At 60.3% G+C, this 16,531-nt stretch carries 14 protein-coding genes; 3 read left to right on the plus strand and 11 right to left on the minus strand.

Annotated elements, in window-relative coordinates; genetic code table 11:
• Window positions 1–371: 371 nt before the first annotated feature.
• From VGN12_03445 to VGN12_03470, 6 genes are all read right to left on the minus strand, one after another.
• Window positions 372–1,643 (minus strand): DUF1501 domain-containing protein, encoded by a 1,272-nt coding sequence (locus VGN12_03445; GenBank protein HEY4308485.1) that lies wholly within the window; start codon window positions 1,641–1,643, stop codon window positions 372–374.
• 53 nt (window positions 1,644–1,696) lie between these two features.
• Window positions 1,697–3,454, minus strand: a complete 1,758-nt coding sequence (locus VGN12_03450) for a DUF1549 domain-containing protein (GenBank protein ID HEY4308486.1) — start codon at window positions 3,452–3,454, stop codon at window positions 1,697–1,699.
• 616 nt (window positions 3,455–4,070) lie between these two features.
• The gene (locus tag VGN12_03455) at window positions 4,071–6,065 is read right to left on the minus strand and encodes an ABC transporter ATP-binding protein (protein HEY4308487.1); all 1,995 of its coding nucleotides are present in this window, start codon (window positions 6,063–6,065) and stop codon (window positions 4,071–4,073) included.
• Window positions 6,066–6,240: 175 nt separating this feature from the next.
• A complete protein-coding gene (locus tag VGN12_03460) occupies window positions 6,241–7,107 on the minus strand; it encodes a metallophosphoesterase (GenBank protein ID HEY4308488.1) in 867 nt (288 codons plus the stop codon).
• A gap of 101 nt (window positions 7,108–7,208) precedes the next feature.
• Complete coding sequence (locus tag VGN12_03465) at window positions 7,209–8,324, minus strand: SO2930 family diheme c-type cytochrome (protein HEY4308489.1); 1,116 nt, start codon at window positions 8,322–8,324, stop codon at window positions 7,209–7,211.
• Between the two features lie 8 nt (window positions 8,325–8,332).
• A complete protein-coding gene (locus VGN12_03470; GenBank protein HEY4308490.1) occupies window positions 8,333–9,625 on the minus strand; it encodes a parallel beta-helix domain-containing protein in 1,293 nt (430 codons plus the stop codon).
• A gap of 665 nt (window positions 9,626–10,290) precedes the next feature.
• Here VGN12_03470 and VGN12_03475 point away from each other — a divergent pair.
• Entirely contained in the window at window positions 10,291–10,659 is a 369-nt protein-coding gene (locus VGN12_03475) for a hypothetical protein (protein ID HEY4308491.1), read from the plus strand.
• A 296-nt stretch (window positions 10,660–10,955) separates the two neighbouring features.
• Here VGN12_03475 and fabF read toward each other — a convergent pair whose 3' ends face one another.
• The 5 genes from fabF to VGN12_03500 all read right to left on the minus strand — a co-directional run bounded on the left by fabF (window position 10,956) and on the right by VGN12_03500 (window position 14,990).
• Complete coding sequence (gene fabF, locus VGN12_03480) at window positions 10,956–12,239, minus strand: beta-ketoacyl-ACP synthase II (protein HEY4308492.1); 1,284 nt, start codon at window positions 12,237–12,239, stop codon at window positions 10,956–10,958.
• Between the two features lie 29 nt (window positions 12,240–12,268).
• Window positions 12,269–12,817, minus strand: coding sequence for a 3-hydroxyacyl-ACP dehydratase FabZ family protein (locus VGN12_03485; GenBank protein ID HEY4308493.1), 549 nt, complete (start codon window positions 12,815–12,817; stop codon window positions 12,269–12,271).
• Window positions 12,818–12,905: 88 nt separating this feature from the next.
• Window positions 12,906–13,298 carry an acyl carrier protein gene (locus tag VGN12_03490; GenBank protein ID HEY4308494.1) on the minus strand — a complete coding sequence of 131 codons (393 nt, stop codon included), beginning with the start codon at window positions 13,296–13,298 and terminating at the stop codon, window positions 12,906–12,908.
• Between the two features lie 357 nt (window positions 13,299–13,655).
• The gene (locus VGN12_03495; GenBank protein ID HEY4308495.1) at window positions 13,656–14,408 is read right to left on the minus strand and encodes an SDR family NAD(P)-dependent oxidoreductase; all 753 of its coding nucleotides are present in this window, start codon (window positions 14,406–14,408) and stop codon (window positions 13,656–13,658) included.
• 96 nt (window positions 14,409–14,504) lie between these two features.
• Window positions 14,505–14,990, minus strand: coding sequence for a 3-hydroxyacyl-ACP dehydratase FabZ family protein (locus tag VGN12_03500; GenBank protein HEY4308496.1), 486 nt, complete (start codon window positions 14,988–14,990; stop codon window positions 14,505–14,507).
• 504 nt (window positions 14,991–15,494) lie between these two features.
• Here VGN12_03500 and VGN12_03505 point away from each other — a divergent pair.
• Window positions 15,495–15,947, plus strand: a complete 453-nt coding sequence (locus tag VGN12_03505; protein ID HEY4308497.1) for an Hsp20/alpha crystallin family protein — start codon at window positions 15,495–15,497, stop codon at window positions 15,945–15,947.
• 89 nt (window positions 15,948–16,036) lie between these two features.
• Complete coding sequence (locus tag VGN12_03510) at window positions 16,037–16,435, plus strand: Hsp20/alpha crystallin family protein (protein ID HEY4308498.1); 399 nt, start codon at window positions 16,037–16,039, stop codon at window positions 16,433–16,435.
• Window positions 16,436–16,531: the final 96 nt, after the last annotated feature.

Here is a 16,531-nt window from a genome sequence, read left to right on the forward strand (position 1 = left end):
CTACTGCCGCTGCGTGGCAACGATCGCGCCGAGTGATTGAATCTTTCGTGCACTCGGCGGATTCCATCCTGCACGCGGTGAGGGAAGGATCGGTTTGCGGGTCCTGCGATCTTTAAACCGCGCGAGATCGATGCATCGCGCGATCCAGGTCCTCGGGACGGGCGACAGGGCAAGAACGAGACCACTTTGCCGCCGAACGTCGTTAACAAACACAATCGGCCCTCAGGCCGAAATCGGCTAAGCACGACTATGCCACAAACGCTGGCCTAATTTCTAGAGGAAAAAAGAGCTTTTCACCACGGAAACGCGGAGGCGCCCTGCGAAATGCGCACGCCAGGAAATGGCAATCAGCGTTGATCGCTTGCTGCTGCTTACGCGAACAGCTCTTTGATTACGCGGCCGCTGTTGGCGATCTTCATGGGGCGGTTGTTTTTGCTGGTGAAGGTGGTTTCCAGCGACACGCCCAATGCTTTCAGAACCGAGGCCATCAGATCCTCGGACTTGTAGGGATCGGTCGTGACTTCGGTACCGTCTTCGTTGGTGGCGCCGACGGTGGTGCCTCCCTTGATGCCTGATCCACCGACCACAACGCTCCAACTGCGGGCCCAGTGGTCACGGCCAGCGGTGCCATTGATTCGCGGGGTGCGGCCGAATTCGCCCATCCACAGGACGACCGTATCGTCCAGCAGTCCGCGCTCGTCGAGTTCCTGCATGAGTGTGCTCATGCCCTTGTCGACCGTGGCCAATTGCCGTTCGAGATTCGTGAAGACGTTGCTGTGCATGTCCCAGCCGCCGAAATCGACCTCGACGAAGGGGACGCCTTCTTCGACCAAACGGCGGGCCATCAGGCAGCCGTTGCCGAAGCCGTTTCTACCGTAAGCGTCGCGCACCTTGGCAGGCTCGCTATTGATCTTGAAGGCGCCCATTTGCTTACTAGTGAACAGCGAGACGGTTTTTTCCAGCACCTTGGCGTGCTCCGAGGCCGCTTCGCCGCGGTTCTGGCCGATGAAACCTTTTTCGATCGAGGCCAGCATCTCCATGCGCTGCGCCAGACGATCCTCTTTCAGTGAGGTGGCCGCGTTGCGCACGTCACCGTTGAAATCAACGACGAACGGGGCGTAGGTCATCCCCAGGAAGCCAGGGCCGACGCTTCCGCCACCGACGGAGACGAACGGTGGAATCTGCAAGTCACTGATGTGGTTTGCCAGTTCATGGCTGACGACCGAGCCGTAGCCGGGATGCTCGATCGTGGGATTGGGGACGTAGCCGGTGTGCATGTAATACCGGCCGCGCGTGTGATCGGCTTCGCGAGTACTCATCGAGCGAACGATCGACAGATGCTTCATCTGCTTGGCCATCAGCGGCAGATGCTCGCAGATTTGCATGTCGCCGGTCGTCGAGATCGGTTTGAAGCTGCCGCCGGTCGGCGCGCCGGGCTTCATGTCCCAGATATCGATCGTGCTGGGACCGCCCCCCATGTACAGCAGGATCGCCGCCTTGTGGTGCCGCTTCAGGCTTTTGGTATTCGCAGCCAGCGAGTTTGTGAAATTGATCGCCGGCAGGGCCAGGGCCGACGCGCCCGCCAGATGCTCGAGGAAATGACGTCGCGTCATGCCAGCGGGCGTGCGGAAGAGGCGATTCATGGCGATTTCCTCGGTACCTGATTTGCGCCGCCATTCGAGCGGCAGGCAATTCACTAGTGATTCAAAATGAATTCGTTGCTGTTGAGCACGGCCCACCAGATGTCTTGCAGGGCTGCCATGCCGTCGCCGCCGCGCGCCATGAGCAGCGCGTTGGCCATTTGCATTTCCATTGCTGATGGTCGGCGGGCCAGGGCCGACATGTACAACACGTCGATCTTGGCCGTCGGTTTCATGTTACTCGTGGCCACTTTGTAGAGAAAGCTGCCCGGCTCGTCCTTCGTGGCGTTCTGAATCAAATCGCCGTTCATCATCATCAACGTTTGCGGAATCGTGCCGTTGAAGGTCGTGGTGTCGTCCCCTTCGTCGGTGCCGAAGGCGATGGTGAACTGCTCGAGCCAGGACCCCTTGCTCTTTTCCTGTTGCTCGAAGTTGCCCTTGGTCTTGTCGGCTTCGGTGGCGGTGAGCAGCGACTCGTAGAGTTCCTCGGCCCGCATCTGCCGCAGGTAGAAATGGCTGAACAGCGGTTTCTCGCCCAATGCGGGGTCATCGCGCTTGTTCTTCGGGCCGACTTTGCTCGACAGCGAATACGCCTCGGAGAGCGTGATCCAGCGAATGAGTTGCTTCAGGTCGTGCCCGTGGGCCGAGAACTCACTACCGAGCTTTTCCAGCAGCTCGGGATGCGAAGCAGCATTGTGCGGCCCGAGATCGTCGATCGGCTTCGTGAAGCCGTAGCCCAGGAAGTGGGCCCACATGCGATTGACGATGGCCTTGCCCAGGTACTCGCTGCGGACGATCAGCTTGGCCAGTTCCTCGCGGCGATTCACTTCGTCGGCGTAGCCGCTGTGATTGATCTGCGTGCCGTCGACGAACGTTGGGTAAGCAACCCTGGTGGTGCCGTCGCGCAGCTCGAAATAGATCTCGGCGTCTTTTGGATTCTTGTTGCTTTCGCCGGGGAAGTCTTCGTTCTCTAGTCGCGCGTAGTCGACTTCTTGATTCCGACCGGCGAATGTCCGCAGCGCCTTGGTCTGGCGGAAGAAGGCGTTCATCCCCCAGAACTGATCCTGCTTCCAATCGTTGAACGGGTGGTTATGACATTGCGTGCATTGCACCTGCAGGCCGAGGAAGTAGCGGGCCGTTTTGGCCGTGGCCGTGGAAGCGTTTTCTTGCAGATTGTCGAGCAGGAAGTTGACCGCGCCGTTGTACCCCTCTTCGCCCGGCTTGCTCGATCCGGTGGCGCTCACCAGCTCGAAGACCATGGCGTCGTAGCTTTTGTTCTTCAAGAGCCCACGACGCAGCCACTGCTGCATTCCGTCTCGATTTACCAGCCGGCGGCGATCGCGCTGCGCGGGAGGCCGGCCAATCAGCAGGTTGGTCCAGATGGCCGTCCAATTGCGGGCATACTCTTCGGAGTATTTGTCCGACTCGAGCAGCTTATCGACCAAGGCCCGGCGTTTGGTCGCAGGCTTGTCCTTGGTCGCGGTAAAGCTGGTCAGTTCGTCGACCGTGGGAATTCGCCCCAGCACGTCGAGATAGACACGGCGGCACCATTCGCCATCGGTCGCCGACGGAGAAGGAGCGATACCGGCGTCTTTCCACCCTTGGCGAATGGCCGCATCGATCGCGGCAATGATTTCGGCGTCGGTCGTGGCGCTCGTGGCTTCGGGCTTCGCCGCGGGATCGGTTTGCGGCGCGGCCGGCGCATTGCGGGCCGTCGTCACGGCTTTCTCGGCGGCGATGGCCGTCGAGGCCAGAAGAATTACGCAGATCGCGGCCGAGACGGCGCGCGAAGAAACGAGCGATTGCGTTGCCAAGACGAAGTCGATCCCGTGAGCCCTGAGAATTGGGCGAAAGCGGCTTTGGAGTAAGCGGCAGAACTTCACCGCACACGCTCGATTCTATGCCCGCAAACTCGTCTGGTCACGTGCTCGGGAGGGCCAAATTTTTTTTCAAAATCGTGGCAGAGAAAGGTTCAGAAGGCAAGTTTCGCGATGATGACTCCCAAATCGAAACGCTCAAAAATGTATCGTTTCGCAACACTTGTGCAATTTCGATACACACCCCCTAAAACAACGGAACGAGTCGAGAACCGTCTGCCCTACCGTAGGTTCTCGACTCGTTATTTAGCAGTATGTCGCCGGTGCCTCGCTTACCGGCCGAAGTTGGATTTAGGGCTTGCGCGACCCTGCATTTATTAATTGCACACCCAACAATTACTGCTTTACCGTTGCACCCCTAGCCTCTTCTCATAACCGGCCCCGTACTGCTATAGCTCTGTCCCGAGCCTCTTCAAGAGCTTGGAAAAGCGATACAGCAAACCTCGCGGTTTACCCTTAAAGCAAACAGCGTGCCATTGATGATCGCGCGACGTTGCGATGGGCCTCTTACGGCATTCGAGTCGCCGTCAGCGCACCGCGCTATCGCGCACGATCAAGCAGCTTCTTTGAACTGCATGCTGTAGAGGCGGCTGTAGAGATCCGAGCGCCGTATCAGTTCATCATGCGCGCCGACGTCGAGAATTCGCCCGCCTTGCATCACCACGATTCGATCTGCCAGTGCCAAGGTGGCCATACGGTGGGTGATGATGACGGTCGTGCGATTGCGGGTGAATTGCTCCAGCACCTTGTGGATGAGCTGCTCGCTCTCGAGGTCGATCTGGCTGGTGGCTTCGTCCAGGATCAATATGCTGGGATCGCGGAGGATGGCCCGCGCCAGGGAGATCCGCTGCCGCTGCCCGCCCGAGAGCATACTGCCGCGAGGGCCGACGACGGTTTCGTATCCATGCTCGAGCTTGGTCTCAATGAACTGGGCGTGCGCCTGCTGGGCCGCGGCCATTACCTCGGCCCGCGTCGCATGAGGCGAGCCGTAGCGGATGTTGTTGTAGACGGTATCGTCGAACAGCAGCGTCTCTTGCGTCACTAGGCCGATTTGCGAGCGGATATCCGTCAATCGGGCGTTGCGCAGGTCGACGCCGTCGAGCTTCACGCTTCCCTTGATGGGGTCGTAAAACCGCGGGATGAGATTAGCAAGCGTCGATTTCCCGCAGCCGTTGGGGCCGACGATCGCGATCGTCTCGCCGAAGGCGATCCGCAGATTAATGTCCTGCAGTACCGGCTGCGCGGGATAGTAATGGAACTGGATCCCCTCGAAGGCCAATTCGCGACAGTGGCGCGGCAAGGGGCGGGCCTGAGGCGGATCGAACACGGTCGGCTCGCGATCGATGAGCTGATAGATCCGTTCGGCCGCGGCACTGGCTCGCTGCAGCCGGCTGAAGACTTCGGACAGCTTACGGGCAGGCTCGCTGGCTCCGGCCAACAAACCGAAAAAGACCATCAGGTCTTGAATTTCCAGCGGACGCTCGCTCATGCGGATGCCAAACAGGAAGCATTCCTGCTTAATTCCCAAGTAGGCACCGGCCAATAGCGCCACGACAATCGTCGCCAGACCCAGCATCTCGACCAGCGGTCGAGTGAGGGAGTCGTAGCGGGCGATTTTCATCGACTTTTTGTAGTACTTTTTGCTGATTTGATGGAAGCGGTTGCGCTCGTGGCGTTCCATCGTGAACGCTTTCACGACCTTGATGCCTTGCAGCGTTTCGTCGAGCGTGCTGTAGATCTGCGACATCTCTTCCATGGCTCGGCGATTGGCTCGCTTGAGCGCTTTCGAAAGCGCGCCGATCGACAACGCAGCTAGCGGCGCAACGAGCAGCGACAAGACCAGCAATTGCCAACTGATCCAGGCGGCGCCAGCGAGGCAGGCGACCATCTTCAACGGCTCGCGGATGAACTTGCCGAACAGCTCGCGCAGCCCGTTGGCCAGACATTCCATGTCGTACGTAAAGCGGCTCATCAGGTCGCTGGCTCCCTCGGCATTAAAATGCGCGAGGTCCATGCGCAGCGTATGACGGTAGAACGTCTTGGTAAGGTCGAAGATCGCCAGTTGCACCATCCGCGAAACGAGAATCGCGTTAACGATCAGGAATAAGCATTTCACGAGCGTGCTGGCGAGCAGAAACAGCGCAATCATCAAGATCGTCTTGAACGCATCACGCGGCATGTAGGGAGTGATGACGCGATCGCGTATCCACTGCATGCCACCATTCCAGCGCCGCTCGGCCACGAGCTCGCGCTCGGTGCGGCCGAGCGTCTTCAGGGCCTTTCGATCGGGCTCGCCGGCTCCGGCCAACTGCTTCTGCAGCTCGGCCTCGTCCGTGGTGAGTTGCTGAATGCGATCGTTCGAGTGATTGATCGACTTATCGGCCCACTCGTGCAGGGACTTACCCTCCATCGCGACGGCGATGAAAGGATAAATGACGCTGATGTTTCCGCCCCACAGCACGGCCACGCAAATGGCGCACGCGACCGATGCGGCGAACGTCCAGCGATGCCGCAACGTCAGGCGCAGCGCCCTGCGATAGCTGTTCATCCTTGAACCCCCTGCAAACCCGAATTGAATCGTATGATCAAGCGCGGCAGAACGCCGCGCGAAGGATGCTGGACCGTCCTTGGCAATCCAAGCCGCAACTTGTAGCAGAAGCGCCAAAATGGGCCAAGACCGCTTGCAAGCGGGTGCTAGCAGCAGCGATCGATCAATCTGCCAATCAGGCTAACTTCGTGATGCGGCCGACCAGTTCGTCGTGCTCGAAGGTGCGATTCAGAGGCACCATCAGATAGGTCGCGTTTTCGCCGCAGCAGTCCAGAATGATCTGCGTGTCGTTCGGCACGCCGAAGCCGGCGGGGCATGGCTCGTGCCCGTGAACCAGCGTCGTGGCGTTTACCTTTTTGGCAAAGGCCTTGGCGTTTTCGGGGCGATAGTCACGCCCCCACACCATGCGAAACACGTCGCCGTTCTCTTTCAGATCCAGCGCCTCGAGGGGACGCTTCAGTACGCCCGTGTCAAAGCCACGCAGCTCGACCTGCTCGGGCAGGCTATGGCAGACGAATACGCCGCCGGGCAGGCGAACTCCTAGCGGACAACTGCGCAAGAATTCGACATAGGCCTCGCGGACTTTTTCCGTCGCCGGTCCATACATTTCTTGCAGGCCCAGGCGGAACATCAGGTTCAGCATCCGCTTAGCCTTGAGAATCGGATAGTCGGTCAGCTCGGCCAGCTCGTGATTCGACAGAATGAAATGCACACGGTCGGTGTAGGTCGCCTTGAGCTTGGCGACGTCTTCGAGCATGCCGTGCGACATGTCGCCATTGTTCGTGGGATAGGTCGGCCCGCCGTGGCAGACTTCCTGCAGAATCAGATGGCGGCGCGGATTATGTTCGAGATCGGCGATCCGCTTGATGGCGTTGAAATTGCGCCGATTGCCGTGCAGATCGGCCGTGATCATCACGTCGTCGCCGATTTCCGGCGTAAGAACGATGACATTGCCCTCGCGGACGGCGCATGCCAGATTCGCCTTGGTCGCCCGCTGGTAAGTGGCGATCACTCCTTCGATATATTCGATGCTAGCAACCATGTATCACAGCATAACACGAGGAGTCGGAACCGCGATAACCTGCCGCCGCAATCGCTGGGCGCTTGGCCTGACTTCGCGTTCTGAAGAATAGTACCTGCCCCCTAATCGTCCCCCGCACCATCGCGCGGATTCGCGGGTGCCGGCGGCATGGCGGCGATCCATTCGCGCACCAAGGCCAACCCCTCTTCGTGAATCAGTCGCTTGCCGAGCTCAGGCATCATGATGCCAGCGTCGGTCGAGCCGGTGCGAAATACAAGAATCGATTCGTCTGGCTTGCCCGGCACAATGTCCCAGGCGAGCCGGCCCGAGCCTCGTCCCGCTGCGACCGGTGGCTTCATGATGCCCCAAGCCGTGGGATTGGTTTGCGCGATCGTGAGATCAAGCCCGGAATTGCGCGCCGGACCTTTTGGGTTGTGGCAATGGGCACAATTGATTTCCAGCCAGGCGCGGGCCCGGGCATCGAGCGTGCCGCTGTGCGGATCATCCCACACGGCCAGTCGTGGGGCGGCATCTGGCGTCGGTGCGCCGGTCAGTGCGCCGATGCGAGTCCAATGTGCCAACTGATTCTCGGCGCCGTGAAAGTAGGCGAAATCGCGATTCAATTGCCGGGCTTTCGGCCCGATCGGCGTCATCGCATCACCCTGCTTATGGCACCCTTTGCATTGGTTGGCGTTCGGGATGATGTAGTTGTTTTTCCGCTCGGTGCCGTCGGTGTGGATCCAACTGACGTCGAGAGTGCCGCCGGCGACGTCCAAGGTTGCTTCGGTTTGCTCGTCATTCCAAAGATACGGCAGGCCCACCCAGCCATCGGCCTCGTGCTTTAGGATGCGCGTTTCCAGCAGGCGGCGGCTGAGTTCCGGCTGGCGCATATCGCGCGGATAAGCGAACGTTTTCGCGATCACGGTGCCGACCGGAAAATCGAAGGCGTCCTCAGCGTTGTACTTCGCGCTCGTGCCTTGCGGCAGTCGCACGAAGCGAAACTTGGACGTGTAATCCGAAAACAGCGGCGTGTTCAAGTCGTAGGGGATCACCCCTTCGACCGGTTCCTGCGTGGCGCCGTTGCCTGTGAACAGGCCGTATTCGGACAACTTCTCAGGAGGCGCGCCGGCCTGCGGCCCGGGTGCGGCTGTGCCGCACCCGATTGCCGCGAGCGCGATCAATAGCAATAACGACCGCGCGCCGTGACGCGCGATGAAACGAGTAAGGTATCGGCACACGATTGCGCTCACTTCACGCCGGCGATCGATACGGGGGATAGGGCCGACAATTGGCCTTCGTAAGCCGCCAGGTCACGCACGATATTTGGCTTCTTGTTCGACAGAACATTGGCCGGCGTGAACGATCCGCCATCGAAATTCACGAAGTCGGCGTCGCCGTTGTTGTGAATCCGCAGACGCATCGCCTCGGGCAGATCGCCGTCGACGACTTTCTTTTCGTCACGCATACCGTCGAACATGATGTCCGGGAACGGCGAACCCAGGATCTTGCCCAGGATGCCGGCCAGGTCGCCGGCGGGGGCTTCACCATTGTTGACGAACTTATTGTCGTGGACGTAGACGCCCTCGCAGTAGGGATCGTACCCCTCGTCCTTGATCGGCTTTTGATTGATCAGGTAGCTGACGATCAACAGGCCCGTGCTCTTGTTGTTCTCGACCTTGTTGCCGAAGAATTCAACCTGGTCATTGGCCATTAGCATCAAGCCGGTGCCTGGCGGGACGGTGGCGACGATATTCCCCTTGGGAGCGAAATTGTCGTGGTTGTTGCCGTCGACCGTGTTGTTGAAGACGCGGCAGTTGCGTCCTTCCTTCTTCGGCAGATCGGGGAGCGAGAAGACCAGGATGCCGCCCGTGTTATCGGTGGCCACGTTTTCGTAGACGTCGGCATTGACCGAGTTTTCGATCTCGATGCCGGCCACGTTCTTCTCGGCGCGGTTGCGACGAACAATGATGTTCTCGGACTGGCCCACGTAGACTCCAGCGTCCGAAGCGCCGATCGCGATGCAATCTTCGATCAGTACATCGGTGCAAAGCACGGGATATATTCCGTATGCGCCGTTGGTTTCCTTGGCACCGCCGGTCCATTCGGCACGAACGCGGCGAAAGGCCACGCGCTTCGTGTCTTGCACCTTGATGGCGTCCCCTTTGCAATCTTCGACGGCCAGATCTTCGATGGCGACATTCTCGGGGCATGTAATGCGCAGCCCTTCGCCGCCGGTTCCTTGCTGTTGCTTGGTGAAGCTGAGGATCGTCTTGTCCTGCCCTTGTCCGCGGATCGTGACGTTGCTGACGTCCTCGAGCGACAGGGTCGAATCGAATTCGAACTTGCCGGCGCCGAACTCGATGGTCGAGCCGGGCTTGGCATTGATCAAAGCGGTTTGCGCGCGCTTCTGGGCGTCAGCACCCGGCTCGATGCGGGTGACGTTTGCAGATTTCTTTTCGCTCGGAGCGTGGCTGCATCCGGCGACGATAGTGGTTGCACCCAAGAGGGTTGCGACGAGGAACAGCTTTGCGCGCACCATAAGTCTCCTTGACCGAAGCAGAAATTCGAAATGATCGACGTCTACTGGTTCGCTCCGCGACCGCCACTTGCCACGGGTAACCAGATGCTGGCGCCGCCCCCCGGGACCACGCCGCCCGGTCATTATAGACATGCGTCGCCAGCGGCAGAAAGGTATGCCATGCCCGCCGACGGGGAATACGCGGCGAGAATCCCCGGTTTCCGAGCTTGAGAGCCGAGGCACATTGCTGACCCGTCCTGGCGATGCAGCGGCAATCGAAGGACGCCGGGATTCGCCCCGACTTTTCAGGCCGGGCCAAGGCTGCCGGTAATTCGGATTTGCTCGATTTTGCCGCTCGTGCCGTCCGATAAACCCCGGTAGACGGTCCTGAAGTCTGGCAATCGCCGGGCATTATGGGCCCACGACCACAAGACAAATCGTGGCGGGCGCGACAATTGAGAGGATTCAGGCTGCCGGCCTTGGCCGTGCGGGAACGTCCGCGCGGGGGGGCGCTCTGGCGGCGATCTCCGTCGTGCTGCCTTGCAGATTTCCCGGGGGGGATTGCAGTGGACGGGCTTGATCGAGTCGATCGGCCGCGCTGCTAGCGGATCGCTGGAGAGGATCGACTGGCTGATGCCAACCGGGGGCGTCGAGCCGTCGTCCGAGCGAATAAGGAAATTCGGCACATGAAGAGGTTATTGCTAGCCGTCAGCCTGGCGGCGCTCGTTGGCTCTAGTTCCGGCTGCTGCTTGTTCGACCGGATCTTTGGCCACGGCGGCTGCGCAGCGTGCTGCGGCAAATGCGGGCCCTATCCCGGTGGTTGCGCGCCTGGTTACAACCCTGGCGGCGGCGCCTGTGGTCCGGGCGGTTGCGCGACTGGTAACTGTGGTGGGGGCGATTGTTCGCCGGGCTGTGCGCGTGCTTCGGGGGGCGGCCCCATGGACGATGGCTCGGCCTTCGCCGGTCCAACGACGGGCGCCGTAGCCTATCCGTATTACACAACGCGTGGTCCGCGCGATTTCTTGGCGACCAATCCACGCGGCATCGGACCCTGATCCGGGCCTGAGACGAAATCAAGTCGGGGGGACCTGAAGGAGACACTCTGCCGCTGGCGGAAGCGCAGCAGAGTGTCTCCTGTTTTTTTGCGCCGCGCGGTTCGGCCGCGGTCTTCTTGATTCAAGAAGAGGCAACCACGAATAACACGAATAGGAACAAGGGAAGGCGTCTTGTCTCGTCCTTCCCTCTTCCCGTTCGTGTAATTCGTATCACTTGTGGATAGAAAAACCGGCGTATCGTACTGAGCTCGCCATCGCACGCGGGCTGCTGTCCGTGTAGGACACCACAGGCCACGTTAGTCCGTGAAGCGGGAGGCGATCAGCGTGATGTTCTGGCCGCCGAAGCCGAAGCTGTTCGACGCGGCCACATCGCAGCGCACTTCGCGCGATTCGTTGGGCACGTAGTCCAGATCGCACTCGGGATCGGGCGTTTCGTAATTGATCGTGGGCGGCAACACATTGTCGCGAATCGCAAGCAAGCACACGATCAGTTCCGTCGCGCCGGCCGCCGCGATCAGGTGCCCCATCATGCTCTTGGTGCTCGAAACCGGCAGCTTGTAGGCCTGGTCGCCGAAGACGCGCTTGATGGCCAATGACTCGACCTTGTCGTTGACTTCTGTGCTGGTGCCGTGGGCGTTGATGTAGTCGACGTCGTCCAGGTTTAACTGGGCGTCGCCGAGAGCCATCTGCAAGCAGCGGGCTGCGCCACGCCCTTCAGGATGCGTGTCGGTGATGCGATAAGCGTCGGCCGTGGAACCATAGCCGACGATCTCGCCAAAGATCGGCGCTCCGCGGCGCCGGGCGTGTTCGAGTTCTTCGAGCACCAGCATTCCGGCCCCTTCGCCTAGCACGAAACCATCGCGATTCAAATCGAACGGCCGCGAGGCCTTGGTCGGTGCATCATTGTGCGTGCTGAGGGCCGTCAACAGGTTGAAGCCGGTCACGCCGAACGGATGAATCATGCTGTGCGTGCCGCCGGAAAGCATGGCGTCGGCTTCGCCGCGCCGAATGATCTCGACAGCCTCGCCCACGGCCTGGCTGCTGGCCGCGCAGGCGGTCAGGCAGTTCAGATTCGGGCCGTGTGCTTCGAACAGGCTGGCTAGGTGGCCGGCCGGCATGTTCGGTTCTTGCTCGAGCTCGGTCAGCGGATTGAGAATTTCCAGCCCGGTCTCGGTGAACTTCGAGATGTCGAGCGATTCCCCTTCGATGGCGCTGAGCATCATGCGGGTGAAGCGACCGAAGTCTTGCTGCCCTTCGCCACTTCCCAGATAGACACCAAAGCGGCCCGGATCAAGATTGGCGTCGAGCAGCCCCGAGGCCGTGATGGCTTGCTTGGCGGCGCCGACTGCGAAATGCGTGTGACGTCCCTGATACTTCCAGCGCTCGGGATCCTCGCCGACGGCCGACACGTCCCAATCGCGCACCTCGGCCGAGATCTGCGTGGGGAAATTACTGGCGTCGAAAAGCGTGGTCCGGCCGATGCCCGAATCGCCATTGCGCAGCCGTTGCCATAGCGTGTCGACGTCGGTACCCAAGGGGGTTACGCAACCAATACCCGTGACTACAACTCTGCGTCTCATGACGAGCGGCTCCTTCAGCGACGCGATCGCTACGTTCCGTGTACGTCCGCCAGTTGTTCGCTTTCGCGCAATCGCGCGAGGCCTGGCGGCTCGGGGATGGGTTCGCCGTTGGGACCCGTGCCCACGTCGAACACACCCAGCAATTTCAGGGTGAACACGAAATTCTTCGGTTCGAAGAATGTTCGCTTGCGACCGTCGTCAGACAAGTGGGCAAACACCAGATCGATCTCGCCCTGCAGGCGATCACCGACGTGGCTGGTGCCGGAAATCATGCCGCCATCGTCGCGGACATCTTCGAGCACCGCGGTATACGTCAGCGTGTCTCCCGGCACGGCCGGAAAATGAAACACGGCCTTGGTGATCTTGGCCAGGACGACTTTTTTCGTGAACGCGAACGTCTCGCCGATCAACAGCCCCCCGGTCTGCGCCATCCCCTCGACGATCAAGGAGTTGGGCATCATCGGGGCGCCGGGAAAGTGGTCGTGCAGGTGGTCCTCGGCCAACGAGACGTTCTTGATGGCACGAGCACGTTGCCCGCTTTCGAACTCGACGAATTTATCGATCCAAATCCAGCGCATGGCATTCACTCGCAATAGGGAGCCAACAGCACCCCTTCGCCAGGCGTTCCGCGACCTCCTGACACGCGCCTGGCGATGGTCGCCGACATTAGGCCGTGGTGGCGAGCTTCGACTCCACGAATCGCACCATGTCCTGCACCGTTAACTGATTCACGAAGTTCTTCACGACCGGGTTCTTGCTGAACTCGTCGAGGTTGGCGAACGGCATCCGCTTCTTCAGCTCGCTTAGACCTTCGTCGGTGAGCTTGCCCTGCTGCACGTACTGCGTGCTGGTGAGGATGTCCTCGGGGAACAGCTCGCCGCGGGGAATCTTGATGTCGAAGGCTTTTTCGAGCCGGAAGACGATGTCCAGGAAGTCGATCGACTCGGCGCCTAAGTCGCCGACGAGGGTCGCTTCGGGTGTGACTTCGTCCTCGTCCACGCCCAGGGCGTCGACCAGTGCAGTCCGGATCTTGTTGAACAGCTCGGCATTGTCACTCATTTTCGCGTTCTCCCACACATTGCTGCGACCTGGCCCGGGCGAACGTTTCGCCGTCGCGCCGCCGCATAGTATTTGCTTAAATCCATCTGCTACTAGCACGCGTCGGTTCGACCCACGCGGTCAGCCCAGCAGGTGCCTGCGGTTTACGTTCGCAGACATCGTGGACCGGTTCACCTTTGATCTGACGCAGTGCTGGCACCGCTTCCCACGCTCTGGCCCGCACTTCTTGACTCGCTGTTAACTCTTGTTTGCTCGTTAATTTCTCGCTTCTTATCCATCGGCTGCCCGGCTCGACTCTGTTTGCCATCAATCCGTTGCGAGGCAAATTCTGCGGTGCTTTGTGCAACCGACGTCCGTTCAATAACTCCCCAGGCTTAGCCCACCGTCGACTCGCAGTATTTGTCCGGTGATATAGCTAGCGTCATCGCTAGCGAGAAATGTCACGACTTTGGCAATTTCTTCGGGCTGTCCCACCCGGCGGAGTGGAATGATGCTCTTCAAGTCGTCGCCGGCGAGGCCGCGGACGACCTCGCTCATGTCGGTTTCGATCATGCCGGGCGAGACCGCGTTCACGCGCACCTTGCGAGCAGCTAGCTCCTTGGCGAGGGTGCGAGTGAGCCCATCGATCCCCCCTTTGCTAGCGGCGTAATTAACTTGTCCGCGCGAGCCAAATTCGGCCGCGACGCTGGAGATATTGATGATGCTGCCACGTCGTTGCGACATCATCGTCCGTACGACGGCATGGCAGTAGTTGTATGTTCCGTTGAGGTTGGTATCGATCACCTGGTGCCACTGTGGCGGGTCCATCGTGGCGAACAAACCGTCCCGAATGACTCCCGCCGAATTGACAAGGATGTCGATTCCCGGCCAGCTTTCGAGCAGTTGCGCGACCACGGCGTCGGCCCGGGCATTGTCTGCGACATCGGCCTGCAGGGCCTGCACCTCATGTCCTTGCCCAACTAGTTCGCTGGCCAGCTCGTCAGCGGCTTGCTGCCGCGAGTGATACACGAATGCGACTTTGGCCCCCTCGGCCGCCAACGCCCGTACGCAGGCCCGGCCGATGCCGCGGCTGCCGCCGGTAACCAAGGCTGTTCGAGACGCCAATCGCATGTGAACCGTAACTCGCAGGAGGGATACTGGCTGGAAAGGAGCCGGCCTTCACGCACAAAGAATCGCCGCAGCGACTCGGTGGTAACGTGAGGGCTGTTAGGAGGCCGTGACAGGGGGTTGGTACAAAAGAGAGAAAAGCTCGCGCATCTTCTGCCGCACTACATCATCAGCCACCGCACGATCCGGCCGCTCGCTGGCCAGGTTGTACCGCTCCAACACCAATCGCGCCGAAACGTTCAAGCTGCCGTCGACATGCCCTGCCGCCTTGAGGCGGGTCCGGCGATCGTCCTGGTCCAAAATCTCGGCCGTGATGGTCAGTGTCTGCCCCGGCTGTAAGAAGTTGGCGAATTTCACGTTGCGTGCTTCCTGCAGCACGACGGTGCTATGCGCGAAATCTTCGCTGGCCCGGATCAGCCAGGCACTGGCTTGCGTCATGGCCTCGAGCATCAACACACCGGGCATGACGGGAAAGCCCGGAAAGTGGTCCGCGAGGTACTCCTCAGCCAGCGAGAGATTCTTGACAGCCGTGATCTTCTCACCCGGCGTCAGGTCGATGATTTGATCGATCAGCGTAAAGCGCATAGGGTAGGCACCGGAGACGGCGCGCCGGGGTCTCCTACCGCTCGCGCGCTAACATGGGGTTAGTTTTCGGACTCGGTAGTATATAGCGAGCTCCTTCCGGCTCACAACCGCAAAAAAGCGGCGTCATTTCGCAGAAAACCCTTTTCCGCGCAACGGGTTACAACGGATCGGGACTGGCCGCCGAGCGACCAGCCCAAACTCCGCTGCTCCCGCGGATTACGATCGGCCGCGGCCTTTCTGACCTGGTTTTCCTGGCCAACAGCCCGATCGGGCCGAGGAACTTCCCCGTGAATGCCGGCTGTCCTGCCTAATTGGCAGTCTGTCTTTGGCCTGGCAGTCCAAGGTCGCGCCAGAAGTCCTTACGCAGCAGTGGCTAAGGATACGAGAGACTTTCTCCGGCACACACTTTGCTTTTCCAGGATGCCGGACAGAAAAGCATGTCACAAATGGCCGGTTCCGGCCCTTTGGCCGGTCGGCCTATCCCGTTTCCCGAGGAGGTGTTTCATGGTTCGTTGGCGCGCGCACAGCAGGTATCCATTTTGGCAATTGCGCGGTGAAGTCGAACGCGCAATGGGTGATTTTTTTGGATCGCAAGGGGCGTCGACTCCCTGGACGCAGGGGCGTGTTTTCCCGGCCGTCAACGTTTGGGAGGAAGGCGAGCAACTCTTCGCCGAGGCCGAGCTGCCGGGCACAAAGAGCGAGGACGTCGACGTCTCGGTCACCGGGGACGAGCTGACGATTCGTGGTCGCCGGTCGCCAGCGGCCGCCGATGGAGGGGCCTACTACCGACGCGAGCGCGGCGTGGGCGAGTTCTCGCGAACGCTGCGGTTGCCCTATGAAGTCGACGCCAACAGCGTCGAGGCGACGTTGCGCGACGGCGTCTTGTTGTTGAAGCTGCCGAAGGCCCTCTCGGCGCGACCGCGCAAGATCGAAGTTCAGACCGGCGGGCAACAGTAATCGCCCTTCGTTCGAACGTTCCGCAGAAGCGTATCAACCTTTCCGAATTGCAATGGCGCCGCGCATGGCGGTCCCGAGGAGATAAATCTATGACTAGCGAAGCAACCGTTGAAAAAGACGTTCAAAATCAGCAGGGGTGCCGCACGCGCGGTCCCGAGTCGCGAGTTTTTCGGCCGAGCGTCGATATTTTGGAACTGGCCGACGAATTGTTGATTTTTGCTAATGTGCCAGGAGCCGTGGCCAATCAGATCGACGTTCAGTTCGAGGGTGGCCAATTGACCGTGCGAGCGCCGGTCGCCGCACGCCAAACGGGCGAGACGAACTACTTGCTGCGTGAATACGGCGTCGGCGAGTTTTTGCGAACTTTCCGAGTCGGCGAGCAGATCGACGGTAGTCGGATCACGGCTGAATACACCGACGGCGTTTTGAAGCTGCATCTGCCCAAGGCCGAGGCGGCCAAGCAGCGGAAGATCGAAGTTAAGGGCTGAACCGCGGCCTTTCACTCTCAGCGAACGTCGCAAATTGATGCACGGCCGGCACTAGCGCCGGCCGTGCGTCGTTGTTCCTACACCCGCGGATTGCTA

The sequence above is a fragment of the Pirellulales bacterium genome (assembly GCA_036499395.1).
Lineage (GTDB): Bacteria > Planctomycetota > Planctomycetia > Pirellulales > JACPPG01 > JACPPG01.

Bases quoted from the DNA above. Each gene is read 5' to 3' on its own strand.
- VGN12_03445 (HEY4308485.1), bottom strand. From the start codon at position 1,643: ATGAATCGCCTCTTCCGCACGCCCGCTGGCATGACGCGACGTCATTTC.
- VGN12_03455 (HEY4308487.1), bottom strand. From the start codon at position 6,065: ATGAACAGCTATCGCAGGGCGCTGCGCCTGACGTTGCGGCATCGCTGG.
- VGN12_03460 (HEY4308488.1), bottom strand. From the start codon at position 7,107: ATGGTTGCTAGCATCGAATATATCGAAGGAGTGATCGCCACTTACCAG.
- VGN12_03470 (HEY4308490.1), bottom strand. From the start codon at position 9,625: ATGGTGCGCGCAAAGCTGTTCCTCGTCGCAACCCTCTTGGGTGCAACC.
- VGN12_03475 (HEY4308491.1), top strand. From the start codon at position 10,291: ATGAAGAGGTTATTGCTAGCCGTCAGCCTGGCGGCGCTCGTTGGCTCT.
- fabF (HEY4308492.1), bottom strand. From the start codon at position 12,239: ATGAGACGCAGAGTTGTAGTCACGGGTATTGGTTGCGTAACCCCCTTG.
- VGN12_03485 (HEY4308493.1), bottom strand. From the start codon at position 12,817: ATGCGCTGGATTTGGATCGATAAATTCGTCGAGTTCGAAAGCGGGCAA.
- VGN12_03490 (HEY4308494.1), bottom strand. From the start codon at position 13,298: ATGAGTGACAATGCCGAGCTGTTCAACAAGATCCGGACTGCACTGGTC.
- VGN12_03495 (HEY4308495.1), bottom strand. From the start codon at position 14,408: ATGCGATTGGCGTCTCGAACAGCCTTGGTTACCGGCGGCAGCCGCGGC.
- VGN12_03500 (HEY4308496.1), bottom strand. From the start codon at position 14,990: ATGCGCTTTACGCTGATCGATCAAATCATCGACCTGACGCCGGGTGAG.
- VGN12_03505 (HEY4308497.1), top strand. From the start codon at position 15,495: ATGGTTCGTTGGCGCGCGCACAGCAGGTATCCATTTTGGCAATTGCGC.
- VGN12_03510 (HEY4308498.1), top strand. From the start codon at position 16,037: ATGACTAGCGAAGCAACCGTTGAAAAAGACGTTCAAAATCAGCAGGGG.